The organism is Neptunicella marina, from assembly GCF_014270035.1.
In the GTDB taxonomy this organism is placed as follows: domain Bacteria; phylum Pseudomonadota; class Gammaproteobacteria; order Enterobacterales; family Alteromonadaceae; genus Neptunicella; species Neptunicella marina.
The window spans coordinates 45011-70897 of sequence record NZ_JACNEP010000003.1; the positions used below are offsets into that span (position 1 = coordinate 45011).

Genomic DNA, 25887 nt, shown 5'->3' on the forward strand with positions numbered 1-25887 from the left:
TTAATCCTTTAACGTGGCGCTTTGTATTTTGCACCCAGTATCGCATTGCCAGAGGCGCCGGTAACTGCCGGTACATTTCCTGTTAAATTATTATCATAGGCAAATGCCAGCCATGCAAATGCCATGGCTTCAACGGCATCCGGATTAATGCCCAAATCTGCAGTGGTAGTCACTAACTTAGTTTGCATTTGCTGTTGTAACGCAGCCATTAATGATGAATTATACGCGCCGCCACCACAGATATACACTTCGTCAACGTCCAATCTAACTAAATCTGCTGCAATGCTGTGTGCGGTAAATTGCAGCAAGGTTGCCTGCACATCAGCAACACTAATGGCCGCATACGAAACGAGTAATTGCTGTAACCAATCAAGATGGAATTCATCTCTGCCAGTGCTTTTGGGGGCAATTTTGGCTAAATAAGGATGTTGCATTAACGCTTGTAACAATAGCTGATTGCACTTGCCCTGCGCTGCGAGCTTTCCATCTTTATCATAAGGTTGGCCTGTGTGTAATAAACACCAGGCATCCATTAACGTATTGCCGGGGCCGGTATCAAATCCTTGCACTCCATCAGGGTTATTGGCCGGTAAATAACTGATATTGGCAATGCCACCAATATTCACCACGGCGCGGTTTAGTTTTTGGTCAGCAAACACGGCCTGATGAAAAGCGGGTACCAATGGCGCGCCCTGACCACCTAAGGCGATATCGGTATTACGAAAATCTGCCACAACATCAATTTTCGACTCACAGGCAATCGTATGCGCACAGCCAATTTGCAGGCTAAAACCATTATCACCACCGGGTTGATGGCGAATGGTTTGACCGTGTGAGCCAATCGCAACAACTAAATCTGAGGTTAGTTTGTTCTGCTGCAATAGCTGATTGGCCGCTGCCGCAAAAGCGCGACCAACCTTACGTCCGGCGATTAAAGCACGTTCCAGTTCGTTGTTAACCGGAAGATTTAGTTGATGCAATTCATCCAACAATTGCTGTGAATAGGGGACGCTGATGTAATCGAGCAATTGCGGGCGAGAAGATTGTGAAAAATCAACCAGTGCGGCATCAATGCCATCCATACTGGTACCGGACATCAGTCCTAGGTAGATAGCGCTCATTTGATGTCTCTGAAGTGAATGGCTGGCAATTAATTCATTGCCAGCATGATGCGTTTGCTGTTTTGTAACTGGGCTAAATAGTGATCGGCTAACAGCATAAATTTAGCTTTTTCTGAACGCGCAATCGGCTGTGCTTTTGGCAGTTTCACCGTGCGAGGATTGCGGTGCACACCATCAACCAAAAATTCATAGTGCAGGTGTGGAGCTTCTGCCAAGCCCGTCATGCCCACATAACCAATGACCTGACCCTGACGAACTTTCTGGCCCACTTTTACTGCACGTTTGGAAAAGTGCAGATATTTGGTTACGTATTTTTCGCCGTGTTGGATAAATACATAGTTACCGTTAAAGCGGTTATAGCTGGCTTTAATTACTTTACCGTCACCCGCAGCGACCACTGGTGTGCCAGTATCGGCGCGATAATCAATGCCATTATGTGGCTTGTAACGCTTCTGAATGGGGTGAAAACGACGAGGGTTAAAATTAGAGCTGATATAACGGAAGTTAACCGGTGCACGTAAAAAGCTCTTGCGTAAACTGCGGCCTTCCGGGGTGTAATAGTGGCCATCGTCGTAGCGGATTGCGGTGAATTTTTCGCCCTGGTTAATAAACTCGGCAGCAACAATATCGCCATAACCAACAAATTCACCGTCAATGTACTTTTCTTCAAATGCGACGTTAAAGCTGTCGCCAGCACGGAGCTCCAATGCAAAGTCGATGTCATAACCAAAAATATCGGCCAGACTCATAATTTGACTTTCAGTCATGCCAGCTTTAATGCCCGCATTCCAGAAACTGCTTTCAATATCGCCAGTGGTGAAATTTAATAAACGCTCAACCTTTTTTTTATCGATTTGTGTTTCCAGCTGATTATCATTGCTGTAACTAATATTCAGCGATTCAGTGGACGAAAAACGATAGTTTAAAGAGCGGAACTGGCCTTGCTGATTAACCAGAATGGCAATTTCATCACCTGGCAGCATCTTCAGCAGTTTTTTAGCATCTTTTCCGGCATGACTAACTGCATATACATCTTGCGGGCTAAGGCCTGCACGCGAGAATATTTTGGCTAAGTTGTCGCCACTACGTACTACATAGGTTTTCCAGTCGGGACTGTCTAAATCATCGGTGGCAGCATCGTCAGGCAGATTATCCAGATGCAAAGGCAGTGGATACAATTGTCCCAAGACCAAATCATCGGCGGTTTGTTTGGAGGCGCTGGCTTGCTCGGAAGGGAGCAAGGTCAGAATAACCGTAACGGAAAGTGTAAAAGCTAACAGCACTTTGTGCGGTAACGGCAGCTTTTTAAAGGTAGATTTGACCATATTACTTCTACAACCTATCTAAATCTGAGCGCAGAATATAAGAATTTATCGTTATTTTCCAGCCAACCTTCAGTTACAACGCTTCTTTACTGGGGGCTGTGAATACGTATTGTTTAAATAATAACCAAAAAACTCAGCTGATTATAGCTTTGTTTCATTTCGACCATTAATTTGCTCTTTAGTTTAGTTCAAACCTTTAAATGGCCTCGCTAGCCAAGTAGAATGCTGCGCTTGCCCGTGCGGCGAGACGTGAATTTGGATTGAGGAGTGACAGATGTCAGATTGGCAAGCCGCATTGGCTGAGATTCAACGAGGTGCAGAAGAAATCCTGTTAGTGGATGAACTGGCCGAAAAATTAAAAACCGGCAAACCACTAACTATCAAAGCGGGCTTCGATCCGACAGCACCTGATCTGCATTTGGGACACACCGTACTAATCAATAAATTACGTACTTTCCAGCAGCTTGGCCATAAAGTGATATTCCTGATTGGAGATTTTACCGGCATGATCGGTGATCCAACCGGTAAAAATGTCACGCGTAAACCGCTAACTAAAGAAGACGTACTGGCAAACGCAGAAACCTACAAAGAACAGGTGTTTAAAGTCCTTGACCCACAACTAACTGAAATTCGCTTTAACTCCGAGTGGATGGAACAGTTGGGTGCCGCTGGCATGATCAAATTAGCTGCCCGTCAGACTGTGGCGCGTATGTTAGAGCGTGACGATTTCAAAAAACGCTACAACGGTGGTCAGCCCATTGCGATCCATGAGTTTTTGTACCCACTGGTACAAGGCTGGGATTCGGTTGCACTGCAGTCAGATGTGGAATTAGGTGGCACCGATCAGCGTTTTAACCTGCTGATGGGGCGTGAGCTGCAAAAAGAAGAAGGCCAGCGCCCGCAAACCGTATTGATGATGCCGTTGCTGGAAGGTTTAGACGGCGTGCAGAAAATGTCTAAATCGTTAAATAACTACATCGGTATTACTGATGCGCCTAACGATATGTTTGGCAAAATCATGTCGATTTCTGATGAGTTAATGTGGCGTTATTACGATTTATTAAGTTTCCGTCCGATTGCTGAAATCGATGAGTTGAAACAGCAAATGGCAGACGGTGCCAATCCGCGTGATATTAAAATCACATTAGCTAAAGAAATCATCGCACGTTTTCATGATGATGCAGCGGCTGAAGCGGCGCATCAGGATTTTATCCAGCGTTTCCAGAAAAATGCCATCCCGGATGATATGCCAGAACTGAGCTTTGATTTAGGTGCTGAAGGTTTTGCTATCGCGAACTTGTTAAAAGAGGCGGATTTGGTTAGCTCCACCTCAGATGCAATGCGCATGATCAAACAAGGTGCGGTGAAAATTGACGGCGAAAAAGTAGAAGACAACAAGCTACAGTTGACCGAAGCTGGCACCGCTGTGTATCAGGTAGGTAAACGCAAATTTGCGCGCATTACACTGAACTAGTTGTCTGCCTGAATCCTGAAAAGGGAAGCGTGGCTTCCCTTTTTTATGTGGTGCAATAACGTTTCCTATTTCATTCACTGAATCCTGTTTAAATTCTCTTTTGACACACTCTCTTTCGCCCATTACCTTGTTTACAAAACAAACACAAAGGAGTGGTCTGTGCTACTGCGCTTTTTTTCTGAATTGCGTCGACGAAATGTAGTCAAAACGCTTGTTGCTTATTTAGGACTGGTTTGGTTAATTCTGCAGGTTATTGCAACAACATCTCCCTACCTTAATCTGTCTCCGCGTATTGGCACTTTTTTTACTGTTGTTTTTTTAGCCGGTATCCCGGTGGTATTTTACATAGCTTGGTATTTTGATATCACACTGCATGGCTTGAAACGCATTCCCAACCTTACTGATGAACCTTTAAAACCTCTGGGACCTGTGCGCTGGACGGGTTTAGCCATTATATTTGTTGGTTGTACATTTTTAGGTATCAATCTGTTTGAGCAAATTCAAAGTGAACGGGGGCGGGTTCAGGATGGAACACAGTTAGTTAAAAAAGCGCAGGCGATGGCTGTTATGCCATTTCGCGATCTGAGTCCTGAGCAGGATCAGAGTTATCTGGCTGAAGGGATAGCTGAAGAGTTGTCGAGCCTTTTGGGTGAAAAAACCGGTTTACAGGTTTCAGCGTTTACCTCTGTGTTGATGTTGAGTCGTCAGCAACTGTCTCCCATGGATATAGGGCGAAGATTAGATGTGGATGCGGTGCTGTCAGGTAGTGTGCGCGCCATAGGTGATCGTCTTAAAATAAGACTGGAATTAATTGATAGCCAAAATGGACAGACCTTGTGGAGTGATACTTTGCAGCGCAAACTGGCAGACGTTTTTAGCATGGAATCTGAGATAGGACGCTCTGTTACCAACCTGTTACAAGACAATTATTTTAGTGCTGAACACTTTAATCGTGGTGTCAGCGCAGCCAGTACTGATGCGTATGTGATGTATTTAAAAGGTCGTGAGCAGTACCGCATGCAAACCACTGAATCAATGAAACAAGCGCGAAAATTATTCGAGCAAGCTGTGGTATTAGACCCGGAGTATACCCAGGCATATGTCGGACTGGCTGATACTCTGGTTATGCTATCCAAAAGTCAGCATCGTTTTGGTGTGCTGGAGCCGCACATTGCCGCGCAATTAGCCGAACAGAATTTAACTAAAGTGTTTGTCAGGGATGACAGTATCGCCCGGGCTTACGCAATTCAGGGCAAGGTGTTTGAGCTACAGCAACAGCCAGACCAGGCGTTGTCTTCTTATAATAAAGCCATTAGTTTAAATCCTAATTTGGCGATTGCATATATGTGGCGTTTTAGTGAGTTACAACGTCAAAACCGTTATGAAGATGCATTGGAATCACTCAAAAAAGCCACGCAGCTGGATCCATTGTCCATCGCCAATCAGTTTAATCTGGGCTTTGAATACACAAGAAAAGGTCAGTATCAGCACGCACAGGCGCAATTTGAGCAGTTAATCAAAGACTTTCCGGAATCACCCATGGGTTATAAAGGGTTGGCCAGTGTTGCTTATTGTCAGGGGCATCTGGCTGAAAGTTTAATGCAGTGGCAAAAGGCTCAGTCAGTATCACCGGATGACAGTAATTTGAAATATCAATTTTTAGATGTTCTGGTGCAGCTTAAACTGGGGGATGAGTTAAAGAAACGCACTGATGATGAAGCATATACGCCCTCTTTGTTATTAATAAATGGCCAATATGAGCAACTGTTTAAACTAATGGATTTTCAGGTTGCTGCTAACCCTGACGATCCCTGGATTTTGTTTGAGGCAGCCTGGTATCAAATGTTAGTGGGAGATGAGCAAGTTGCAGGGCAACTATTAATCAGAGCGTATCCTTTAATGAACTCTGCAGATATTTACGGAATGCCATATTGCAGTCCGGCAATAGAATTTGCCTGGGCATTTAAAGGCTCTGGCCAAATGGAGCAGGCTGATCAACTGATTCAACGATGTGAAAGTGGATTAGCATCCGCCAGAAAAATTGGTATCAACAATATTTACGATTATCTGGGAGCGAGGATTGCCGCGTTAAAAAATCAACCGGATGAAGCGGTAAAAAGCCTGGCAGAAGCGGTGAATAAAGGATGGATGGAATGGTGGACGCCGCATGACCCTTTACTTGCATCAATACAATCGCAAGCGCAAGTGATGGCATTAAACCAACAAATAACTGAAAATCTTGAGCAGCAGTCGCAAAAAGCGCAACAGCTGCTCAGTAAAACTAATTAGTCCTGATTGAGTTCAGACGTCTGAGTGTTACCAGACCCAGCATAAATAGTGCGAAACTGACTGGTTCTGGTACCTGTGCACCGAGAATCCTCATATTCTCTACCTTTGAGGTAAATCCAAGAGTGTCAGAGGCTGTACCAATCTGCCCACAGACATTCTCAATGGTATTAGGGCCGGTTTGAATATCCTCACAATGATAAGGGTCGATCAGTGAGTTGTAACCGTAATAGATAACATCAGTGGGTGCATACTGAATAAAGTCCAGCCTGACCTCATAATCTCCGACCAGCATATCCAATGGCATAGCCACATCTAAAAATACGTTTTTGGTGACATCGCGGGAACCATCGGTTAACCATACTTCAGGACCGGAGAATTGCCATTGCTTCGTTCCCTGTGTAATCGTCCAGAACAAATCATAGCTGGCTGATTTTTCGAGAAACACTTCTAAGTAACCCTGCAGTTGTAACCTGTCACCTAAATCAAATTCGTAGTCGCAGTCGGTGCGCCGCGCGATATTATCTTCATTGTTGTACTGAATATTGTAGTGGCAGTCGAGAGCAGGTGTGGCGTAAACATAATCGGCAAAGCTATTGTAAGAAAAGGAGTTTCCATAGTAACCACCATCTAATCCAATTGTATTGATTCCACTGGTGTAAGCCATCTCAACGGTATAATCAAACGAATCTGTACTGGTTGCGACACCGCCACTTCTGACAATGCGGGCGTTCACCAGACTGGTGAACATCAGGCTGAAAATGAGGAGGGTAATATGAAATAATCTGACTGAAATGTGCATAACAAGTCGTCCCTGTTTGTTTGATTTTTAATCAGTATGCACCATGTTCCCGTATTTTTAAATTTTGTGAATCGCTGGTGGGGGCCTAGTGAGATGACGCGTTAAGCATATATAGCCTGCATTTCCTGTAACACGCCGTTACTAACACGAGTGTTTCATGCGGTTCACTATTAGTTTTGGAAAATGACTCACAGTTTCTTACAGCTATCTCATTGATTTAAAGAACTTAAGCAGTAAAGTGGCGACTAATAGTCTTTATGAAAACGGACAGGTCATCGTGTTAGAGTTTGATCAAATAGCGTTACATTATGATGCCCGGGTTATCTTCGAGCAGTTTTCGCTGGCAATACCACAACCACGGGTGGTGATCAGTGGTGCTAATGGCACAGGCAAAACTACACTATTAATGCTGGCCGCAGGATTGATCGCACCGCAAGCAGGCCAGGTTACTTTTAATGGTGAATCGGTTTTATCCTCACAAGTAAAAAAGCAGATTGGTATTAGTGCGACTAAAGTGGCTTTGCCGGGTTTTTTAAGCGTAAAAGCGTTACTGGAATTTCATGCCGGTCAGTTTGGTTGCAGTGCTGAGCATGCATTAATTGACGACTTCAAATTAAAGCAGTACTTCGCTACTAAAGTGGCGGATTTGTCGTTAGGTAATTACAAAAAGCTTTCCCTGGTTACTGCCGTAATGCATCAACCACAATTGCTTTTATTGGATGAGCCGACCAATGGATTGGATGAACAGTCATTACTGGTGTTAAATTCACTGATTAGCGATTACCCCGGTCAAGTTGTAATTGCCAGTCACCAGTCGATGGCGGCCGATTCAGCTGATGTTCGGCATATCGCACTTAAACGTGAAGGAGTCACCCATACGTGAGTTACTGGTCTTTGCGCTTAGATATCTATCATCAGTCATTGCGTCAATGGATTAACAGCCTTAGGCAAATTAGTCTGGGTTTAGTGGCGTTATTTCCATTGGCCTTACCTGCGCTGGCGTTGATCCCACTACTGGCAATGAATGTATTGCTAGACGCAAAAAGTGAAAATTTGTTGTATTTGCAAACCTTGTGGGCGTACTTGTTATTGTGTTTTGGTTGGGTTCGGCTGCAAAGAGAAGGCATTCTGGCGAGTCAATTTTCAAACTATCTGCATAGCCTGCCTGTCAGCAGCAGTTATAAAAAATGGACTGATTTGGGCGTGATGTTGTATGCCAGCAATATCTTAATTGGCCTGCCACTGGTGATGTTGTTAATGATGTTATATGGCAAGAGTGATGAGCTGGCTGCCTTGTCATTATCAACTATTGCCTCTGAGCTAATACCCGCGATTGTGTTGGTGTTTTTAAGCAGTTATTACGCGCTGGTAGCCTTGTACCGGCCATTTCCCTGGTTAAGCTTGTTGGTTTTTCCGTTACTCAGCGTGTTGTTTGCCGGGCATCTGGCAAAAGGTCAGTGGCTGACGTTGTGGTGTGCCTTTTTATTTATTGAACGCCAGTTACCAGCTATTAGATTTAATCTGCCAGACTGGCCACAAGGTTTATGGCGATTGTTTATTGAAGCGGATGTGCAACAGCCTAAAAGCGAGGCTTTACGCCAGTTCAGTTTTTTACTGTTATTTTTATTGCTGCAAATCTGTTTTGAACAGGTTAATCCCGATGTAAAACCTTATGCGGCCTCGATTTTGAGTTTTGTCAGTGCGGTGTTAATGGCCAGTGGACTGCTCAATACACAGCGCCTGACTGCACAGTGGCAATATTATTTAGGCAGTTTGCCACTATCCGGAATGCGATTGCAGGTTAGCGCCTGTGCGTATGTATTGATGAAAGCTCTTCCTGCCTTGTTACTATTAGCAATTAGTCAGATGTTCTTAGTACAGCACTGGATCAACTGGATTTTGTTTTTTGTAACAACGCTTATGGGAATTTTGTTGCTGGCCCATCGGTATCTGCTTGCGCCGATTGTGATGGCGATTCTGGCCATTACCGTCTCAGTGGTAGTCGGATAATCGCAATGTGCAAAACAAGGCTGCACTTAGGCAGCCTTGTTATCCTTACCCGCTTTACAGCCATTCGTCTTTTAAGCGTCCCCAGTGATAAAACGCACTTAGACCTAGTCGTCTGAAAGGTGAAAAAGGGAATTTAGTCAGCTGTGACTGAAAATAGGGTAGTGCTGGCATAGGCTCGCTACCGGTTACCATTTGTGCCAGACGATAACCTGCACGCGTGGCAAAAGACACGCCGCTGCCACAATAGCCCATGGCATAATACACACTATTGTCGTGCTCTGGCTGGTTGATACGCGGATAGTCATCCAGAGATACGCTGACCCAGCCACTCCAGAAATGGGACAGCTGAATATGGCGAAGCGCCGGAAAGCTATCGATTAGTGCCGCCAATAAACGCTGTTTATATACGGCTTTATCGGCGTCTTTGCCACGAATGGCACCACGTCCGCCAAATAGCAAACGCCCATCGGGCAGTAAGCGGTAATAATATTTTAGCGCGCGGGTATCCATTACCATTACGCCAGGTTTTAAGCCGCAGGCCGAGAGTTGCGCTTCGCTTAAAGGCTCGGTGACTATCACGCTGGATAACACCGGGAAATGGCGACGGTCAATGCCAGCATGGAATTTGTTGGGGGTATAGCCATTAGTGGCGATCACCACTTTATTGGCTGTGACTTTGGCCTGCGGGGTGAGCAATACATGTTTATCTGCCTGTTTTTGCCAGCCGGTCACAGGATTACCCTGATACAAACTTGCTCCGGCGTTGCTCGCCATGCGGGCATATCCATCAGCCAGTTTTAACGGATGTACGCCAAAACAATAAGGAAATAACAAACCGCCATGGGCATAGGCGTGTTGCATATAATCGCTGGCAAGTCGCTCTTTAGTGATAAAACTGACCGGATCGCCAAATTCATCCTGTAAAAAACGCGCTTGTTGTTTGAGGGCATCCACCAAATGCGCACGGTGAGCAATTTTGAGATAACCACCGGGATTCGCGTCACAGGCAACCTCGCCTTGTTCAATCAGTTCCGCGACTGAATCTATGGCTGCGCGGTTTTCTCGATACAACAAATTGGCAGTCTGTTTGCCCCATTTTTGCTGCATCTGTAAATATGACAAACGACCGGTGCCGTTTAATACAAATCCACCATTGCGCCCACTGCATCCCCAGCCGGTGCGATTGGCTTCCAGCAAGGTCACTTCCACCCCTTGTCTTGCTAAATGCAGCGCACAGGATAAACCGGTATACCCACCACCAATGACAACCACATCGCTGTGAATATCAGTTTGTAAACCGGGGTAGTTAGTTGGAGAAAAACTGCTGGCCCAGTATGAATCCGGATAGTTAGCAAGTTGTCCGGGAGAGGAATCAGTTAATGGATCGTACATTTTATTTGTCGTCAAAATATAACAGCATCTCTGCAGCCACACATTCGCAGTGTGAGCCACAAATTGGGCAGATATAGCCTTCTTCAATGCAATTAGGCAGCCATTTTCCGGGATGTTCTTTAACTAAAACCCCGCCATTGGCTGAAAAATATTTAAACGCACTGTTGCCGGGACTGGCCAGCCAGATATGTGCAATGCCGCCTTTTCCACCTTGTTTATTAACCGAATGACAGGAGCGCTCTAACATGCCGGAACCAATGCCTTGTCCCTGACAATCCGGATCAACGGTATTGCACTTGAAGTAACATAATTCGCTGATATCAAATGGCCACAGATCGGGTGAGCACCATTTATCTGCCTGCCAGTTACCCGGGGCAACAGTCAGTCTAAATCCCACTAACTTGCCGTTATTTAATGCAACCCAGCTGGCATTGATACCATTCTTAAAACCGAGTTCGTACAGTTTTTCGAGTGCAGGACGGTCAAGATAGTTGTCACCATGAACTGCATTGCCTAACGTCAGCAAGGCATCAAAATGACTTGCTGAGAGTGGTTGATAAGTGATCATTTACGCTTTTTGTAATCCAGATTATAACTTTGTAAGTGAACATCCAGTGCTTCAACTGAAATGCGAATTTCCAGCACTGACATCCATAACGAATAAAGCAACAGCACCAGTGAGCCACCAAAAATCCAGCTACCTATTTGCTGATATTCTGTGTAAATCGCCAGCATTGCCAGCACACATAAAAAGAAACTGCCTACGCCCGCTTCCTGCATGCGTTTAATCAGTTGAATACGTTTACGCAGATTGGCAATTTGTTTTTGTGCGTTTTCTTCCACCGTATCCGAACCAAAATTACGGATTATGCTGGCTAGCGTAATAAATCGATTGGTATAAGCCAGTAACAATAACGATATTGCCGGAAACAGCATCGCGGGGGTGGTTAATGTTATATTCATGAAAACTGCTCTAATTGCTCATGTAAAAACTGTTTGGCTGATGCTAAGTCATTAAACAGTCGTTCTTCAACAGGCGAGTGTAAATCAAAAAGCTGCCGAATTTTATCTATTTGCGCTATCGCCAGTGGAGAGGTAACACAATAGGCATCGGCAATACAGTTGTTGGCAACACTGTAGGCAAAGGATGTTTTTAAATAATCAAATCCCTGATTAGTAAGGGCTTCCAATTCAAGAGCATAAGCCAGATATCCCCATTTTTTATGAGAAATACTATCAATAGTGGTGGTTAAGTCACGGGTGTAGTTGTTAACCAACCCCTCACCAAAGGCGCCTTTTACACTCACAATCAGGATGGAATCTTCAACGGTGATTTCGTAACTGCCGTATTTATCTTTGCCACGTCTTAATATCGACATATTAATTACCCGGATCCATAAAGCGTTAGATTGCGATGTGGACTAGCAATTTAGTTAATCCGCATCACTATAAAACGGGCAATCAGCGTCGTTGTTCAATTTGGCTACCACATCCAGTGTTGGTAGTTATGACGATGATATTGCCCTGTATCCCTGCTGTATCCATCAGCATAAAGCACCTGTAAAGCTTATGCTGTAACGCTCAATATTGCACATAACATAGTAAAATATAAGCACTTTTTAAAAGCGATATGTTACAGATGAATGGTTTCACATAAACCATTTAATCCGTTAATTAATCGGGGTGTAAACCTGTGTAAGCGGTCAGGATCCACCTGCGCTATTCTTGGCCGAGGTGTTGAAAACATCGGTAACCATTTTTGCCAGAATGCCTGAATATCACTGGCATTGGTTTTCTGAGCCGCGATGATTAATTGTGGTTTACGAGTCAGTACTTGCTCCATTGGCACTTCGGGGTAATCGGTAGGTGATGCGGCAAAAATATTGGTTGCGCCGCATATATTCAGCAATTTACTGGCCCAGGCATTGGGGCCAACGGTCATAAGTGGGGTTGGCCACATATAGTAAAAAGTTGAAACCGGTGTTTGCTGGCTGTATCGGTTTTTGATTTGCACAAGCTGTTGTCGAAAATCAGCGGCAAGTGTTTTAGCGCGTCTGGACTGATTGAGTGACTCACCCAACGCTTCTATTTCATCAGCGATATCGCCAGGTTTTTGCGGCGATGAATAAAACAGCTTAAAACCCAGCGATTGTAAACGACTTAAATCCTGCGGCTTATTGCCACCGCGCCAGGCCAGAATAAGATCGGGTTTTAAACGCATAACCGCTTCAAAATTAACGCCCTGAAAACTGGCAACCGATGGCAGCTGTTTTGCTTGTTCAGGGTAATCACTGTAATCACTCACTGCGACCAGTTTGTCACCACTGTTTAAGGCGAAGGTCAGTTCTGTCAGGTGTGGTGATAAGCTGATAATACGTTGTGGTTCATTGGCCAGAGCGTTAAAGCTAATAAACAACGAAATACATAAAACCCGGTGAAAATTCCTAGTCATAAGGTTTTTCTCAGTGCAAATAATCCAGCGTAAATAAGTAAGGTGAGTACCAGTAAAATAATCAGCGCCTTATCCATTAACAAACTGGTTTGGCGAATGCTTTCAGCGTCGGCGTAGCGTGCCGGGCCAAGTTTTTGGTAACGCACTTTTTTACCCGAATACATTACCGGACCACCCAACTGAAACTGCATGGTTCCTGCGACGGCTGCCAGTATAAAAGTGTGACTGTTTTTTTGGCTTCGCAAAGCAATTGCCCGCCAACCGTTTTTAATATTGTGGGCCAGTAAAATAGCAATACCCAGTAGATGCACTGGTAACCAGCATAGTAATTTTTTGAATTGCTGAGTGATGTGACCGAACTGACTGTATTGAGGTAATTTGGTATTCCACGCATACGCCATTTCGATGACAAGACGATAAGCCAGTGCGCTGAGCCCTCCTGCGATTAAATACCAGAAAATCACCCCCCAATATTGGTAGGCGAAGCGTAAAGTGAGCACTTCACAGCAGGTTTTTGCAATACCAATAGGAGACAGTAGCTCTGTATCACGTAAGCAATGTGCATCTATCATATTGCGCGCCAGTGCTTTTTTATTGCGACTCAACGCTATGGCAGACTTATTAACCGCGCGTCTCACATTAGAAAATTCCAGTGCAATAAACAGTAACAGGCCATTAAAAAATAATGGATATTCCGCCAGTTCAATAAATAACCAAATAATAATCAGGGCGGGAACCAACAGCATTACCATGGCTAATCCACCGGATATACGCTGTTGGGATGCACTGCTTTTGGCTTTATTCACCTTGGCAGACATTTGCGCAGCAATCATGCGAATGAGGGATAAGGGATGATACTTAAGCGGCCATACCCACAGCCGCTCCAGCAGTATCACAACCAATAGCACCATTAGCGGTGACAAGTACGCCAGCATCAGACAGATCAGTCTGCCAGAATGTCGATCATATTGATCACCAGCTCGGCAGAATGCTTAGCGGCAATCTCAATGTATTGGTTAAATGACATGCTTGAAGTTTTACCTGCGATATCCGACAGTGAGCGAATGATCACAAATGGGGTGTCGAGCATATGACAGGTTTGGGCGATAGCGGCACCTTCCATTTCACAGGCCGCCATTTGCGGGAATAATTCACGTAAACGAGCAGCCACTTCATCACTGCCAATAAATGAATCACCTGTGCAAATTAAACCACGTTTGCTTTTAATGCCTTGCTGTTTTACAGTGGCTTGTTCCGCCGCGACGACTAATCTTTCGTCACTTTGATAAGCCGCCGGCATGCCTGCACATTGTCCTGGCTCGTAACCAAAATGGGTCAAATCGACATCGTGATGTTTTACTTCGGTACCAATGACTAAGTCACCAATATTTAACTCAGAATCAAATCCACCGGCAGAGCCGGTATTAACCACGTAATCAGGTGAGAAGCGGTCAATTAACTCAGCCGTGGCAACCGCAGCAGCGACTTTACCAATGCCACACTTAACCACAACCACCCCAACACCGTGCAATTTACCGCAGTAAAAGCTCAGGTGAGCCCACTGGATAACTTCCAGTTCACTCAGGCTTTGCTGAAGCAGTTCAACTTCCTGATCCATTGCACCTAAAATACCAATTTTCATATACTTAACCTGTTTTTGACTATGCTGCTCAGTTTACCTTAAAACGATGGGGTGAGCGGATAAAAGATTCGATTTTTGCTTAATATGGCGCTTGCTGATTTAATGGCAAAAATGACCAATTAACGAGAATATTCACCATTCTATATGGGTATGATATTTTTAAGTTATTGAAAAATTTATAAAAAATAGATGGCATTGAGATTGCTTCTGTCACAGGTATTTTGCACATCGTTTAATTAACGTTATTCGCCGGGAGATAATATGGACATCAATATCAACGACAGACCGATTCAAAAATTACGTGAGGAAGCTATCGACCGGCTGATCATGAATTACAGCCACGAAAAAATTTCGCTGGATGCGTTTGAACGTCGTCTGGATGTCATTAATCAGTCTGACCAGCACAGCGTTATTCTGCAACAGGTGGAGGATTTGCCATTAACCGTGGATGAGCAATATACCCAAACCAAAGCGCGTGCGATGCACTCTTCGCTTTATGATGATGCAGGAACGGAACACGACAGCATAGTGTCAGTGTTGAGTTCCTGTGAACGCCGGGGAAACTGGGTATTGCCCAGAGTGTTAACCCTGTGGTCTGTTATGGCCAGTAATAAACTGGATTTAAGTGATGCCAGTTTTTCCGATAAAACCGTGGAAATTAAGCTTAATAGCATCATGTCGGACGACACTATTTATATTCCGCCGGGTGCCAATTTAGTGGTGCGCAGTAAAAATATTTTAAGCAGTCTTAGTTCTGAATACAGTGAAAAACTGGATGTAAATCAACCGACTGTGGTGATATCAGGTATTTGTGCATTAAGTAGTGTGAAAATTAAAGTGCGTCGCAGTGCAAAAGAAAAATGGGTCGCATTTGCTGAGCAGATGAAGCAGTTGTTCAACTAACAGATAAAAAAATGGCAGCTCATTGAGCTGCCACAAACTGGAGATTGCAGGAAAATATCAGGCGGCAACCGGACGACGAATACCGGTTTTATTATCAGGCGCTTGTCCTAATGTACCTTTAATAATGGGTTCTTTAGGGGTGTTGTAACGTAGTGATGCCAGTTTGCCTTCAATGCACTGGCGAATTTCCAGCGGTTTGTAGCCGGATTTTACTTTGATACGAATATGCGGAATTTTAGCCGCTTCCAGCGAACTACTTACAAACCAGTCACGTTGTGACTTATAACCTTCTTTGCCATTGGGGTGCACTAAATCAATCGCCACTACCGGGCTTAAGTCATTTTTGTCACACAATACAAAATCCAGTTGTTTGGCGCCGGCACGTATTAACGCATTACGTGATGTTTTTTTGTCGGTGCCCTGGCGAATGGTGATGACGTCAGCCAGCTTCACGCGGCAGATAATACGGTACTGATTACCGACTGCTACATCGAGTAAATTCAGGAAGTTGCGTTCAACCGGCGTGAACAGGTTAGTTTTTTTGCGAAATGGAAACGCCAGACCGGGATCATTAAATTTTAACGCCACCACAGCTACCACAATCAATAAAATCAGCAGAACAATTGCCAAATCCATAATCCACCCTTTAATACACATTAAGTCGGGAAATTGACTTTTAGAAAACCAGATGGATTTGATAATGCAAAGAGAGTGCCAGCGAAATGGGACGTTTATAAAAATAAATTAAAAAGGGTATTTAGGCGGTTTTGACCAGTATATCTACCTGGGTGCCATTACCATCGACCGACAATACAATAATGGTATTGCCCTGATCAAACTGCATTACGCGGCGCCCTTTAAACATGCTGTCTGAGCCGGGTTTACCTAATTGCTTTTGGTAATACTCAGCGGTTTGCTGCATTCCTGCATTAGCGTGGTAAGTCAGGGTTGCCGGTGGAGCGTCATTAAACTGCTGGCAATAATTGGCTTGTGGGTACAAAGGCAAATTAAAAAATAAAGTTGGGCATTCGGATTCTGCCACCGCGTTTGCCGCAATAAACAGACTACCTATGGCTAGCAGATTTTTCATTGTTCACCCCTCAATTGACAGAATATAACTATAGAGGGAGTCTGGTGTCGGGGCAATAAACAGCCATGCTGTTACAGGTATTGTAAATGGCGCATGGGTATATTTTCAATCTGGCTCAAAGGGTTAAATTAACATGCGTTTGCCGCTTTTCGCTGCCTCGAAGATCTTTTCGATAATATGAATATCGCGCATACCTTCTTCGCCAGGCACCATAACTTTAGTGTTATTTAAAATGGCTAAGGCATCGTCATCCATTTGCCGCGTTTGTTGCATTCCGGCAAAAGCTGGCCATTTTTTACCCAGACTGTTCTCCGCTTTTACCCCAGTGTAAGACTGCATCGGTGCGATACGGTACCAGCCTTTGCGGTTGCTCATTTGCAACTGATTAAACCCTTTTACCACGCTAGTGGCGCATTCCGCCTGTGGTCCGTCGGTAAATTCCAGCGTGAAATAAGTGGTTTCGTCTACTTCCTTGAATATATCCGGGTGGGATTTTTCGTGATGTGCGGTTACGGCAACCGGCTCCTGACCGCTGATATAGCGTGCGCCATTTAACGGATAAACGCCCATATCGTACATGGCGCCACCCCCCATGGCTTTTTGCATGCGCCAGTAATCAGCCGGCGCGCCATTGCCGGCATAACCTGCTTCGCTAATAAAACGCTGAATATCACCAAAAGGTTTGCTCTGATGATAGGCTCTTATCGCCTGAGTGACAGGTTCGTGTTGCATACGATAGCCAATGCATAGTTTTACTTTGTTTTTGTTGCAGGTTTCAATCATGCGCGCACACTGGCCAACATCCATTGCCATGGGTTTTTCACACCATACATGTTTACCTGCGTTGGCGGCAGCCAGGCTGTAACGCATATGTAAACCGGTGGGTACCACCACGTACACCACATCTATTTCGGGATTATTGGCAATTTGATGCAGGTTGTCGTAACTGTATATGTTGCTGTCTTTGATATCGTATTTTTGTTGCCACCTGGGAATTTTATGCGGACTGCCAGTCACTATGCCCCTTAGCTCACAATATTTTGTATGCTGTAGTGCTGGCGCAAGCAGGTTTTCGCTGTAATTACCCAGCCCTAATAAGGCGACGCCGACTTTTTTGTTGGGCTGCGCCAGTGAAAAGCGACTAAAAGCCGAACTTAAGGCAGTGCCAGCAGAAAGTTGAATGAATTGACGTCGATTAAAACCAGCCATGTTTTGCTCCATGTCATTTATCTTTCACCTACTTTGGCTGGTTAAAAAATAAACTGCAAATTACTTGGCTGCAACTCATCGTATTTCAGCGACATTTGGTCATAAATCATCGCAATTTATTTACATATTGCTGACAGTTATCCTGCTGTTTTCATGGTTTAATTTAGTCAGTCTTAATTGATTCATTTTCTGACATTGATATGAAAAAAACACTGATTAAACCCTTGGTTGTTGCTGTGATCGTGATTGGTGCGATTTACTGGTGGATGCAGTCTTCAGGTACCACTGAACAAGCCATTAAATATCACACTCAACCTGTGACCAGAGGCAATATCGAAAGTACCGTGAATACCGCCGGTACCATTTCACCCGTTGTAACGGTTGATGTTGGCTCGGAATTATCCGGTCTTATTTCACAGCTAAATGTGGATTTTAACGATGAAGTCACCAGCGGGCAGGTGATCGCTCGTATTGATGACCGTACCGTGCAGTCGCGTCTCAAACAAAGCGAAGCTGATTTAGCGTCGGCCAAAGCGTCACTAGCGCAATTACAGGCGGCATTAACCAAAGCTAAAACCGAAGAAGCATTGGCCGAACGTGAATTTAAACGTACCAAAGAATTACGCGATAAAAACCTGATCAGCGCCTCAGAGCTGGATATTAGTGAAACTCAGTATGAGCTGGCTAAAGTGAGTATCGATACCGCTAAAGCGGCGATTATTGCTGGCGAAGCAAGGGTGATGCAGTCACAAAGCTCGCTCGAGCAGGTTAAATTAGATTTAGATCGTACCTTTATTCGCTCGCCGGTAAATGGCGTTATCATCGATCGCCAGGTGGATAAAGGGCAGGCGGTATCTGCCAGTTTATCTGCGCCTACCTTGTTTTCTATCGCGCAGGATCTGGTCAAGATGCAAATCGAAGCCGATGTGGATGAAGCTGATATCGGCCGCATTAAACAGGATCAGCCGGTGCGTTTTTCAGTGGATGCCTTCCCCAATCGTAAATTTGATGGGGTGGTGTCGCAGGTGCGCAAAGCTGCCACCGTTACTAATAACGTGGTTACTTATAAAGTGATTATCAGTCTGGAAAACAAAGATTTGTCTTTGTTACCGGGTATGACGGCCAACGTGGATATTATTTTGGGTCAGCGTAATGACGTATTGCGAGTAGCCAATTCGGCATTGCGTTTTAGCCCGCCAGAGTCTGCAACTAATAACGATGCGCAACAGTCGATGGACGATCGTGCAGCCGAGATGGCCAGGCAATTGGGATTAAATAGCGACCAACAGAAAAAGCTCGAAGCCGTGATGCAAAAAATGCAGGCGCAAATGCGCGAAATGCGTGATAACCGCTCAAGTATGCCGGGCCCTCCGGGCAATATACGCGAACAAATGCAAAAATTACGCGCCCAAAATGAAGGGGAGTTACGTAGCTTCTTAACCCCGGAACAAATGGAAAAATATCAGGCGATGCAAAATCAGCGTCGTAGCAGTTTTGCCAAAACCCGTGGTCAGGGAATGCAGCGCGGCACGGTGTGGGTTTTACGTGATGGCGAACCGCATAAAGTGAATGTGCGGGTTGGTATTTCGGATACTGAAAACAGCGAAATCGTCAGTGAACAATTGCAAGCGGGTGACAACGTGATTGTGCGCGCACAACGGATTAGCCAGTAATGCCAAAGCCATTAATCGAAGTACGCGATGCCAAAAAAGTGTACCAGATGGGTGAGGAAAAAGTCTGGGCATTAAAAGGCGTGAGCTTAAGCATAGAGCAGGGCGAATTTGTGGCGATTATGGGCTCATCCGGCTCGGGTAAATCGACCATGATGAACCTGTTAGGCTGTCTGGATGTGGCCAGCGAAGGCAATATTTCACTGGATGGCGTGGATGTATCGCAGCTAAACAAAAGTGAACTGGCAGCCATTCGTAACCGCCGCATTGGTTTTGTGTTTCAGCAATTTAACTTGCTGCCGCGCACCAGTGCGCTGGATAACGTGTGTTTACCGCTCTTATATAGCGATGTGCCGGAAAATGAGTGGCCGCAGCGCGCAGAAAAATGTTTGCAACAGGTAGGCTTAGGTACACGCATGGATCACCATCCTTCGCAATTATCTGGTGGTCAGCAGCAACGTGTGGCGATTGCCCGCGCGCTGGTGAATCAGCCTTTAATGATTCTGGCCGACGAACCAACCGGTGCGCTCGATACCCAGACCGGTATGGATGTGATGGCGCTGTTTGGTGAATTACATGCCGAAGGTAAAACCATTATTTTGGTTACGCACGAGCCGGAAATTGCTGAATTTGCTCATCGTACTCTCACCTTCCGTGACGGCGAGTTAGTGGCCGATGAACGCAATGCCTCTCCGCGTATTGCCCAAAGGAGCAGTGTATGAAGTTACTGATTTTATTCCGCACTGCCATTACCGCGCTTAGGGTAAACATACTGCGCAGCTTTTTAACCATGCTCGGTATTATTATTGGCGTATCGGCGGTCATTATTATGGTGGCAATGGGCGCCGGTGCGCAGCAGCAAGTGGATAATCAAATTAAATCCCTTGGTGGCAACGTGTTTTTTGTAATGGGTTCATTCCGCAGCAGCGGTGGTGCCCGTACCGCACAAGTGGTGCGCATTAATGAAGACGATGCCGGACTGATTGAACGTCAGGTACCGGGTGTGGAAGCGGCGGCACCTTATCTCTCATCAAACGGCCAGGTTATATACGGTAACCTGAACTGGTCTACCGGCATTAATGGTATTGATAACCGCTCTTTTCAGGTGCGTGACTGGGAGATTGCCGATGGACGCGAATTCACTCAGCAGGAAATCCAAAGCGGTGCCAAAGTGGCGATTATTGGCGAGCGTGTTCATAAAGAACTGTTTGGTATTAGCAACCCAATTGGCCAGACCATGCGGGTTAAAAACTTTAATGTGACGGTTGTTGGTGTGCTGGCGGAAAAAGGTCAGGATGCCCGTGGTGAAGATCAGGACGATGTGATCTTTTTACCGATCAAAACCGTGCGCAATAAAATTACCGGTGTCGATTCCACCAACCCTAAATCGGTGCGATTTATTCAGGTTAGCGCCTACGATGGCGAAGACATGGATTATATTGAAGAGCAAATGCGCGAACTACTGCGCCAACGTATGCGAGTACCCGCTAACGCTGACGATCCTTTCCGTATTCGTAATGTTTCTGAGATGATCGCCACCCGCGCCGAAACCATGCAGGTATTTAATACCCTGCTGGCCTGGGTTGCGTCGGTGAGCTTAGTGGTAGGCGGCATAGGTATTATGAATATTATGCTGGTATCGGTCACCGAGCGTACCCGCGAAATTGGTTTACGCATGGCGGTAGGCGCAACACCGATTGATATTCTGCGCCAGTTCCTGATTGAATCGATTGTGCTGTGTGGTGCTGGTGGTGGCATCGGGGTATTAATCGCTTATCTGTTTGTGTTTTTAGGAAACAACTACGGCATTGGTGCCGGTGGTGTTATTGATACACAAGTAGTGTTTTTAAGCCTCGGCTTCTCGGCATTGATTGGGGTGTTTTTTGGCTATTATCCCGCGTTGAAGGCATCGCAGCTGGAACCGATTGATGCATTGAGATATGAATAATTTAATTCAGAATTTTACTCGCTATAGAGGCAGGCAACCTGTCTTATTGTTTGTTAAATTTAATTATTTATAATCAGATATAAACAGGGTTGGTATTTGGATCAAGGGAAATGAGTTCTGTAAGAAAATTTAGCTGGAAAATTAACGGGGTAGGAAGAAGTTTCATAAAGCGCCATCGCTTCTTGGTGTTTTGTGGGGTTTTTGTTTACGGTATATGGGTTCTTCTGACGTTAATTTATGCAAACATTATTTTCACAGATGTTAATTGGCTGGATAGCCTATTTGGTAGAGTGAATAATAGTTCTAGTGATTTTGTCGTTTCTTATGCAGCGTCTGCCCTTGATAGTTTAATTTTCTTTATTACGGTTGGTTTTATCCTTGCGGTGATCTCTTTTAAACGCCCTGAAGAAGAAAATTTATCAACAAAAATTGAATATATTTTTTCAGGTGTAAGCTCTGATACCAAGCTTGGGAAGTACCTTGCTAAGAATATATCGTCTCTCGCATGTGTTAGTTCGGAAACAACTCGTCTTATTGCAATTAGGGAGTACAACGATAAACATAAGACGGTCAAAGTACTATCTAAGGTCCACTGTATAGTAAAAAATATCTACCACAATCACGATTTTGTATCTGAGAGTATGAAGTTTAGTTATAAGATTGATGATGAAGTGACGTGTGATGATGATGTTTTGGGGGAAATTATCGATGTAGTTGTCATTAAAGATCTTAATAACTCGAAAGAAAGCCAACAAATTTTAAAAACTGCCCATGAATTAACCGCAGATAAAAGAGTTTATGAAAATTCATTTGAATTAAAGTTAAAAGAGCAAGAAGAGGCTGTTTATAAAACTTGTAATTGGGCTTGGCAAAGAGTTGATAAAGCGTTGAGTTTTTCCCCGGGGCGATTTACTGAAAAGCAAGTGTTTAACATAGTTAATGAAACCAATGTTCAACTCGAAGTATCGATTGTTGCTCCAGACAGCCCTAAGAAAAAAGTTGTATTGGGAGCCGATGGAGGTGAAGAATCATTTGAAGTAGGGCCAACTCAGCCAGGAGAAAAAGTTTCTATAAGTGATATGACTATTAGTCCTTAGTCAAATACTTGAGAAATTTTGAATTTTGGCGATAAATAATTGTCATAACAACAGGTGGCTATTATTTTATTTGTTAACAATAGTTGATAACTTCGGCCCACATACCTAAAATGTGGTTAAGCTTATGGAGTTGTACATTTTTAGGAAGGAGAAATGAACAATGAGAAATGAACAAACTGGTCCTTAATTATTTGAAAAAGCCCCTGTACAGGGGCTTTTTTGTATTTGTAGAGTTATAAATTGTTAAAATTGCCTGAATTTAAAATTGAACAGACACAGTGCGGGGTGCCGGGTGAGTCCAGAGAGGTTGCGGCAGCACAACCTCTCTGGTTGCTGTCGCCAACGCGACGCCCAGAGTTAACTTTTATGGCAAGTGGTTAGTGCGAAGCACTACTCGGCATCTTCAGCAAACTGCCTCGATCGTCCCTGATTTTTTTCACGCCCAGTCCCGTGGGCGCGAGCCTATTTGGACAGACCCAAATAGGCGAAAGGTCTTTCACTCCGCCAATTTGCTAATATTGTTCCGGCATAACTTGTTTTATCGAACCGGCGCGAGGCAGCAATCCTTGCAAGGCACGCGCCTCGGGAAAACGTCCTGTTTTCCCGTTCGAACAAGTTTCACCTTCACAAGGCAAGTCGGAGTCGCAGGCTAGCCAAGCTTCGCTTGCCACTAACACGACGCCCAGGGTTAACGTTTATGACAAGCGGTTGGTTGTGTAGCAATAATACAAAAACTCCAATAACCCTTGGCAAGTCAGATTCGCAGAATCAACAAACTCAGCTTGGTAATTCTTTAATTGACTTACATCCATTGGGTACCATAATTAGGTATATATTGGTACTAAGGGGTAGGTTGTGGCAAAAAATACCAGCATCACACTTGGTGATCACTTTGATAGTTTTATTACCAGTCAAATACAAAGCGGTCGTTATGGTTCAGCCAGTGAGGTGATCCGTTCGGCGTTGCGTTTACTGGAAAATCAGGAAACGAAGTTAAATCAATTACGTCAGTCGTTGATTGCCGGTGAACAAAGCGGAGTGGCTGATTATAACTTCAATCAGTTAATGAACGAGTTGGATACCGAGCTTTCCGAGTGAGCTTATTTAGTTTAACTCAGCTGGCATTGCATGATTTAAAAGAGATAGCGCGCTTTACCCAGCATGAGTGGGGGCGGGAACAGCGTAATAACTATCTAAAACAGTTTGATACATCATTTAATTTGCTCGCGCAAAACCCTGAACTCGGTAAAGTCTGTGACGACATCAGACAAAATTATCGAAAATTTCCGCAAGGCAGCCATGTGATTTTTTATAAAGTTACCAGTGAGCAGCACATTCTTATCGTCAGAATTTTGCATAAAAGCATGGATGTGAATCCTGGTCGTTTGATCATCTGACGTTAATTCCCGCATTGCATAATTCACATTAACAGCGTTGGCAAAATCGCAATTGCGTTTTACCATAATGTAAGCGCTTACTTTATGCGAAATATATCAAGATCATGCAAGGAACAAGATTATGAACCGTAGAAAATTTCTTAAAGTCAGCTCGGCGATTGCTGCAGGTGTTGCACTGCCAATGTCAGTGACACGTGCTTTTGCCGGTGCTTCACCCGTTGCCATCCCTGACGTAACCTTAAACAACGGCGTGAAAATGCCGCGTTTGGGCTTTGGTACCCTGTATTTAAAAGATGATGCCGGGGTAGATAGCATCGCTGACGCGATCAATTTGGGTTATCGCTTATTAGATACCGCCACCATTTATGGGAATGAAGAGTTTGTTGGTCGCGGGATTAAAAAAAGCGGGATCGATCGTAAAAAGCTGTTTGTTACCTCAAAGTTGTGGGTGGATGACTCGGGTTACGAATCCACTAAACAAGCCTTTAATATCTCGCTGAAAAAGTTACAGACGGATTACCTCGATTTGTATTTGATCCATCGCCCACGCGGTAAGGTAAAAGAGTCATGGCAGGCGATGGAAGAGTTACATCAGCAAGGTAAAATTCGTGCAATTGGCGTCAGTAATTTCTCGCCGGCACAGCTGGAAGAGCTGATGAGTTACGCCAGGGTAAAACCGGTGATTAACCAGGTTGAAACCCATGCTTATTTCCAGGAAATGGAGTCGTATCAATCGTTGCAAAAACAAGGCATTCAGATGGAAGCCTGGTCGCCGTTTGCCCAAGGGCGCAATAATATGTTTAGCGATGAAGCATTGGCCGCGATTGGTAAAAAGTATAATAAAACCAATGCGCAGGTGTGTTTACGCTGGCACTTCCAGCGCGGTGTAGTGGCTATTCCACGTAGCTCACAACATGCACACCGCGCGGAAAACCTGGATATTTTTGACTTTGAATTATCTGATTCAGATATGCAGGCAATCACCAAACTGGATTTAAATACTACTCAGTTTCCTGAGTGGTCTTAGTTTTAGTTAATGTAAATAAATTTGACTTTTATTTAACAAAATCAATTGGTTAATAATCATTAGGGTGTCAGTTTTTTTTACATGGAATATAAAATAATAAAACAGGTCATAGTAAGTCTTTGATAATAAACGATAAATTTTTTGGTTCGGTTCTTGCTTTAGCGACTTAAGATAAAAAAATAATATTATTTATTAAAGACTTATAGGATGTTGTTTATGCAGTTAAAACATGTAAAAGCTGTTGTACTGGCTAAGGTAGTTATTTTAAGTTGTTTATTTAATGTGGCTCATGCTGGGTTAATCTCGGTTGAATATATGGGCTCAGTATATGACAACAGTAACCTTTCCAGACAACATTATGCTGCCGATGGCACTGCACCTAAAAACTATTCCAACGGGTTTAATGACTCTTTTACATTGGCTAAGTTTGACGGCACTCTAGGCGAGTTAGTCAGCGCTAAATTGATTTGGACCTCAACCAGTTCAATTTACGGTCACGGATATGTCTGGGATTTCCAACGTTCCTCTAACTTTAGTTCACAAAATAAAACGGTTTTTATGTCCTTCAGTGGTAACAGTTCTGCCAGCTTTGAAGGTCAGACGTTGATGACTCATTCCTTTACTGGATCGGAATCGTGTACGTCGCAAATTGAAGATCGTAGCTGGAATGGTGATCCCAGATTTTACGATGAATGTTCAGATGATAACTACACCCATAAAAATAGTTCTTCTTACAATAATGAATGGGATTTGTTAGCCCTGCTGGGTACAAGTGGGGTTGTACAAAGTGACGTCAACGACACCTTCGCACTGCAACTGAGTAAACAGCAAAGTTTAAGTGTTACATGTAATTTAAAAGGTGATACGACTGGGTATTGTGGTGCTTATACCAACAATAACGTAAGACTAAGCGCTAAGGTAGTATATGAATACGCTGTTGCTGATGTACCCGAACCATCGTCATTAGCTGTTATGGCGTTAGGATTATTTGGATTAGCAGTGCGTCGCTTTAAAGCATAGTTGGTCAGTTAAAAAGCAAAAA

The 25887-nt window shown here is 44.2% G+C and carries 26 protein-coding genes; 13 read left to right on the forward strand and 13 right to left on the reverse strand.

Annotation, left to right across the window (positions count from 1 at the left end; genetic code table 11):
* Window positions 1-8: 8 nt before the first annotated feature.
* Both H8B19_RS04770 and H8B19_RS04775 read right to left on the reverse strand, forming a co-directional pair.
* A complete protein-coding gene (locus tag H8B19_RS04770; RefSeq protein WP_186505654.1) occupies window positions 9-1121 on the reverse strand; it encodes an anhydro-N-acetylmuramic acid kinase in 1113 nt (370 codons plus the stop codon).
* Window positions 1122-1150: 29 nt separating this feature from the next.
* On the reverse strand, window positions 1151-2446 hold the full coding sequence (locus H8B19_RS04775) for a peptidoglycan DD-metalloendopeptidase family protein (protein ID WP_186505655.1): 1296 nt from the start codon (window positions 2444-2446) through the stop codon (window positions 1151-1153).
* A 274-nt stretch (window positions 2447-2720) separates the two neighbouring features.
* Here H8B19_RS04775 and tyrS point away from each other — a divergent pair, with 274 nt between their 5' ends.
* Together tyrS and H8B19_RS04785 are read left to right on the forward strand one after the other, a co-directional pair.
* Window positions 2721-3920: a tyrosine--tRNA ligase gene (gene tyrS, locus H8B19_RS04780; RefSeq protein WP_186505656.1), complete on the forward strand. Its 1200-nt coding sequence runs from the start codon at window positions 2721-2723 to the stop codon at window positions 3918-3920.
* Between the two features lie 159 nt (window positions 3921-4079).
* Complete coding sequence (locus H8B19_RS04785) at window positions 4080-6209, forward strand: tetratricopeptide repeat protein (protein WP_186505657.1); 2130 nt, start codon at window positions 4080-4082, stop codon at window positions 6207-6209.
* Here H8B19_RS04785 and H8B19_RS04790 read toward each other — a convergent pair.
* Window positions 6202-7008 (reverse strand): hypothetical protein, encoded by an 807-nt coding sequence (locus H8B19_RS04790; RefSeq protein WP_186505658.1) that lies wholly within the window; start codon window positions 7006-7008, stop codon window positions 6202-6204. The genes H8B19_RS04785 and H8B19_RS04790 overlap by 8 nt on opposite strands.
* Before the next feature lie 238 nt (window positions 7009-7246).
* On the opposite strand from H8B19_RS04790, the gene H8B19_RS04795 reads away from it, so the two are divergent.
* Both H8B19_RS04795 and H8B19_RS04800 read left to right on the forward strand, forming a co-directional pair.
* Window positions 7247-7891, forward strand: a complete 645-nt coding sequence (locus tag H8B19_RS04795; RefSeq protein ID WP_338401494.1) for an ABC transporter ATP-binding protein — start codon at window positions 7247-7249, stop codon at window positions 7889-7891.
* Window positions 7888-9018, forward strand: a complete 1131-nt coding sequence (locus H8B19_RS04800; RefSeq protein WP_186505659.1) for a DUF6136 family protein — start codon at window positions 7888-7890, stop codon at window positions 9016-9018. The genes H8B19_RS04795 and H8B19_RS04800 overlap by 4 nt, the downstream gene beginning before the upstream one ends.
* 54 nt (window positions 9019-9072) lie before the next feature.
* Here the strand turns inward: H8B19_RS04800 and H8B19_RS04805 are convergent, their stop codons facing one another.
* The 7 genes from H8B19_RS04805 to H8B19_RS04835 all read right to left on the reverse strand — a co-directional run bounded on the left by H8B19_RS04805 (window position 9073) and on the right by H8B19_RS04835 (window position 14504).
* The gene (locus tag H8B19_RS04805; protein ID WP_186505660.1) at window positions 9073-10410 is read right to left on the reverse strand and encodes an NAD(P)/FAD-dependent oxidoreductase; all 1338 of its coding nucleotides are present in this window, start codon (window positions 10408-10410) and stop codon (window positions 9073-9075) included.
* 1 nt (window position 10411) lies between these two features.
* Window positions 10412-10978 carry a GNAT family N-acetyltransferase gene (locus H8B19_RS04810; RefSeq protein ID WP_186505661.1) on the reverse strand — a complete coding sequence of 189 codons (567 nt, stop codon included), beginning with the start codon at window positions 10976-10978 and terminating at the stop codon, window positions 10412-10414.
* Window positions 10975-11373, reverse strand: a complete 399-nt coding sequence (locus H8B19_RS04815; protein ID WP_186505662.1) for a DUF2721 domain-containing protein — start codon at window positions 11371-11373, stop codon at window positions 10975-10977. The genes H8B19_RS04810 and H8B19_RS04815 overlap by 4 nt, the downstream gene beginning before the upstream one ends.
* On the reverse strand, window positions 11370-11789 hold the full coding sequence (locus tag H8B19_RS04820; protein WP_186505663.1) for a hypothetical protein: 420 nt from the start codon (window positions 11787-11789) through the stop codon (window positions 11370-11372). The genes H8B19_RS04815 and H8B19_RS04820 overlap by 4 nt, the downstream gene beginning before the upstream one ends.
* 254 nt (window positions 11790-12043) lie before the next feature.
* Entirely contained in the window at window positions 12044-12862 is an 819-nt protein-coding gene (locus H8B19_RS04825; protein ID WP_186505664.1) for a cobalamin-binding protein, read from the reverse strand.
* Entirely contained in the window at window positions 12859-13797 is a 939-nt protein-coding gene (locus tag H8B19_RS04830; protein WP_186505665.1) for a cobalamin biosynthesis protein CobD/CbiB, read from the reverse strand. Before H8B19_RS04830 ends, H8B19_RS04825 begins: the two co-directional genes overlap by 4 nt.
* 8 nt (window positions 13798-13805) lie before the next feature.
* Window positions 13806-14504, reverse strand: coding sequence for a 5'-methylthioadenosine/adenosylhomocysteine nucleosidase (locus H8B19_RS04835; protein WP_186505666.1), 699 nt, complete (start codon window positions 14502-14504; stop codon window positions 13806-13808).
* Window positions 14505-14765: 261 nt separating this feature from the next.
* Here H8B19_RS04835 and H8B19_RS04840 point away from each other — a divergent pair, with 261 nt between their 5' ends.
* Window positions 14766-15407, forward strand: a complete 642-nt coding sequence (locus tag H8B19_RS04840; RefSeq protein ID WP_186505667.1) for a DUF1707 and DUF2154 domain-containing protein — start codon at window positions 14766-14768, stop codon at window positions 15405-15407.
* A gap of 57 nt (window positions 15408-15464) precedes the next feature.
* On the opposite strand, the gene H8B19_RS04845 is transcribed toward H8B19_RS04840, so the two are convergent.
* From H8B19_RS04845 to H8B19_RS04855, 3 genes are all read right to left on the reverse strand, one after another.
* Window positions 15465-16043 (reverse strand): DUF2726 domain-containing protein, encoded by a 579-nt coding sequence (locus H8B19_RS04845; protein WP_186505668.1) that lies wholly within the window; start codon window positions 16041-16043, stop codon window positions 15465-15467.
* A gap of 121 nt (window positions 16044-16164) precedes the next feature.
* Window positions 16165-16497: a hypothetical protein gene (locus tag H8B19_RS04850; protein WP_186505669.1), complete on the reverse strand. Its 333-nt coding sequence runs from the start codon at window positions 16495-16497 to the stop codon at window positions 16165-16167.
* A gap of 123 nt (window positions 16498-16620) precedes the next feature.
* Window positions 16621-17706, reverse strand: coding sequence for a Gfo/Idh/MocA family protein (locus H8B19_RS04855; protein ID WP_186505670.1), 1086 nt, complete (start codon window positions 17704-17706; stop codon window positions 16621-16623).
* A gap of 200 nt (window positions 17707-17906) precedes the next feature.
* On the opposite strand from H8B19_RS04855, the gene H8B19_RS04860 reads away from it, so the two are divergent.
* The 8 genes from H8B19_RS04860 (at window position 17907) to H8B19_RS04895 (ending at window position 25865) form a co-directional block, all read left to right on the forward strand.
* Window positions 17907-19379, forward strand: a complete 1473-nt coding sequence (locus H8B19_RS04860; protein WP_186505671.1) for an efflux RND transporter periplasmic adaptor subunit — start codon at window positions 17907-17909, stop codon at window positions 19377-19379.
* A complete protein-coding gene (locus H8B19_RS04865; RefSeq protein ID WP_186505672.1) occupies window positions 19379-20098 on the forward strand; it encodes an ABC transporter ATP-binding protein in 720 nt (239 codons plus the stop codon). The genes H8B19_RS04860 and H8B19_RS04865 overlap by 1 nt, the downstream gene beginning before the upstream one ends.
* Window positions 20095-21324 (forward strand): ABC transporter permease, encoded by a 1230-nt coding sequence (locus tag H8B19_RS04870; RefSeq protein ID WP_186505673.1) that lies wholly within the window; start codon window positions 20095-20097, stop codon window positions 21322-21324. The genes H8B19_RS04865 and H8B19_RS04870 overlap by 4 nt, the downstream gene beginning before the upstream one ends.
* 110 nt (window positions 21325-21434) lie before the next feature.
* Window positions 21435-22421 carry a hypothetical protein gene (locus H8B19_RS04875; RefSeq protein WP_186505674.1) on the forward strand — a complete coding sequence of 329 codons (987 nt, stop codon included), beginning with the start codon at window positions 21435-21437 and terminating at the stop codon, window positions 22419-22421.
* A gap of 855 nt (window positions 22422-23276) precedes the next feature.
* Window positions 23277-23519: a type II toxin-antitoxin system ParD family antitoxin gene (locus tag H8B19_RS04880; protein ID WP_186505675.1), complete on the forward strand. Its 243-nt coding sequence runs from the start codon at window positions 23277-23279 to the stop codon at window positions 23517-23519.
* A complete protein-coding gene (locus H8B19_RS04885) occupies window positions 23516-23818 on the forward strand; it encodes a type II toxin-antitoxin system RelE/ParE family toxin (RefSeq protein WP_186505676.1) in 303 nt (100 codons plus the stop codon). Before H8B19_RS04880 ends, H8B19_RS04885 begins: the two co-directional genes overlap by 4 nt.
* Window positions 23819-23939: 121 nt before the next feature.
* The gene (locus H8B19_RS04890; RefSeq protein WP_186505677.1) at window positions 23940-24845 is read left to right on the forward strand and encodes an aldo/keto reductase; all 906 of its coding nucleotides are present in this window, start codon (window positions 23940-23942) and stop codon (window positions 24843-24845) included.
* Window positions 24846-25061: 216 nt separating this feature from the next.
* Window positions 25062-25865 (forward strand): PEP-CTERM sorting domain-containing protein, encoded by an 804-nt coding sequence (locus tag H8B19_RS04895; protein ID WP_186505678.1) that lies wholly within the window; start codon window positions 25062-25064, stop codon window positions 25863-25865.
* Window positions 25866-25887 lie beyond the last annotated feature (22 nt).

Excerpts from the sequence above, each read along its gene's own strand:
- H8B19_RS04770 (WP_186505654.1), bottom strand. The coding sequence starts at position 1,121 with ATGAGCGCTATCTACCTAGGACTGATGTCCGGTACCAGTATGGATGGC.
- H8B19_RS04775 (WP_186505655.1), bottom strand. The coding sequence starts at position 2,446 with ATGGTCAAATCTACCTTTAAAAAGCTGCCGTTACCGCACAAAGTGCTG.
- tyrS (WP_186505656.1), top strand. The coding sequence starts at position 2,721 with ATGTCAGATTGGCAAGCCGCATTGGCTGAGATTCAACGAGGTGCAGAA.
- H8B19_RS04790 (WP_186505658.1), bottom strand. The coding sequence starts at position 7,008 with ATGCACATTTCAGTCAGATTATTTCATATTACCCTCCTCATTTTCAGC.
- H8B19_RS04805 (WP_186505660.1), bottom strand. The coding sequence starts at position 10,410 with ATGTACGATCCATTAACTGATTCCTCTCCCGGACAACTTGCTAACTAT.
- H8B19_RS04810 (WP_186505661.1), bottom strand. The coding sequence starts at position 10,978 with ATGATCACTTATCAACCACTCTCAGCAAGTCATTTTGATGCCTTGCTG.
- H8B19_RS04815 (WP_186505662.1), bottom strand. The coding sequence starts at position 11,373 with ATGAATATAACATTAACCACCCCCGCGATGCTGTTTCCGGCAATATCG.
- H8B19_RS04820 (WP_186505663.1), bottom strand. The coding sequence starts at position 11,789 with ATGTCGATATTAAGACGTGGCAAAGATAAATACGGCAGTTACGAAATC.
- H8B19_RS04825 (WP_186505664.1), bottom strand. The coding sequence starts at position 12,862 with ATGACTAGGAATTTTCACCGGGTTTTATGTATTTCGTTGTTTATTAGC.
- H8B19_RS04830 (WP_186505665.1), bottom strand. The coding sequence starts at position 13,797 with ATGCTGGCGTACTTGTCACCGCTAATGGTGCTATTGGTTGTGATACTG.
- H8B19_RS04835 (WP_186505666.1), bottom strand. The coding sequence starts at position 14,504 with ATGAAAATTGGTATTTTAGGTGCAATGGATCAGGAAGTTGAACTGCTT.
- H8B19_RS04840 (WP_186505667.1), top strand. The coding sequence starts at position 14,766 with ATGGACATCAATATCAACGACAGACCGATTCAAAAATTACGTGAGGAA.
- H8B19_RS04845 (WP_186505668.1), bottom strand. The coding sequence starts at position 16,043 with ATGGATTTGGCAATTGTTCTGCTGATTTTATTGATTGTGGTAGCTGTG.
- H8B19_RS04850 (WP_186505669.1), bottom strand. The coding sequence starts at position 16,497 with ATGAAAAATCTGCTAGCCATAGGTAGTCTGTTTATTGCGGCAAACGCG.
- H8B19_RS04855 (WP_186505670.1), bottom strand. The coding sequence starts at position 17,706 with ATGGCTGGTTTTAATCGACGTCAATTCATTCAACTTTCTGCTGGCACT.
- H8B19_RS04860 (WP_186505671.1), top strand. The coding sequence starts at position 17,907 with ATGAAAAAAACACTGATTAAACCCTTGGTTGTTGCTGTGATCGTGATT.
- H8B19_RS04865 (WP_186505672.1), top strand. The coding sequence starts at position 19,379 with ATGCCAAAGCCATTAATCGAAGTACGCGATGCCAAAAAAGTGTACCAG.
- H8B19_RS04870 (WP_186505673.1), top strand. The coding sequence starts at position 20,095 with ATGAAGTTACTGATTTTATTCCGCACTGCCATTACCGCGCTTAGGGTA.
- H8B19_RS04875 (WP_186505674.1), top strand. The coding sequence starts at position 21,435 with ATGAGTTCTGTAAGAAAATTTAGCTGGAAAATTAACGGGGTAGGAAGA.
- H8B19_RS04890 (WP_186505677.1), top strand. The coding sequence starts at position 23,940 with ATGAACCGTAGAAAATTTCTTAAAGTCAGCTCGGCGATTGCTGCAGGT.
- H8B19_RS04895 (WP_186505678.1), top strand. The coding sequence starts at position 25,062 with ATGCAGTTAAAACATGTAAAAGCTGTTGTACTGGCTAAGGTAGTTATT.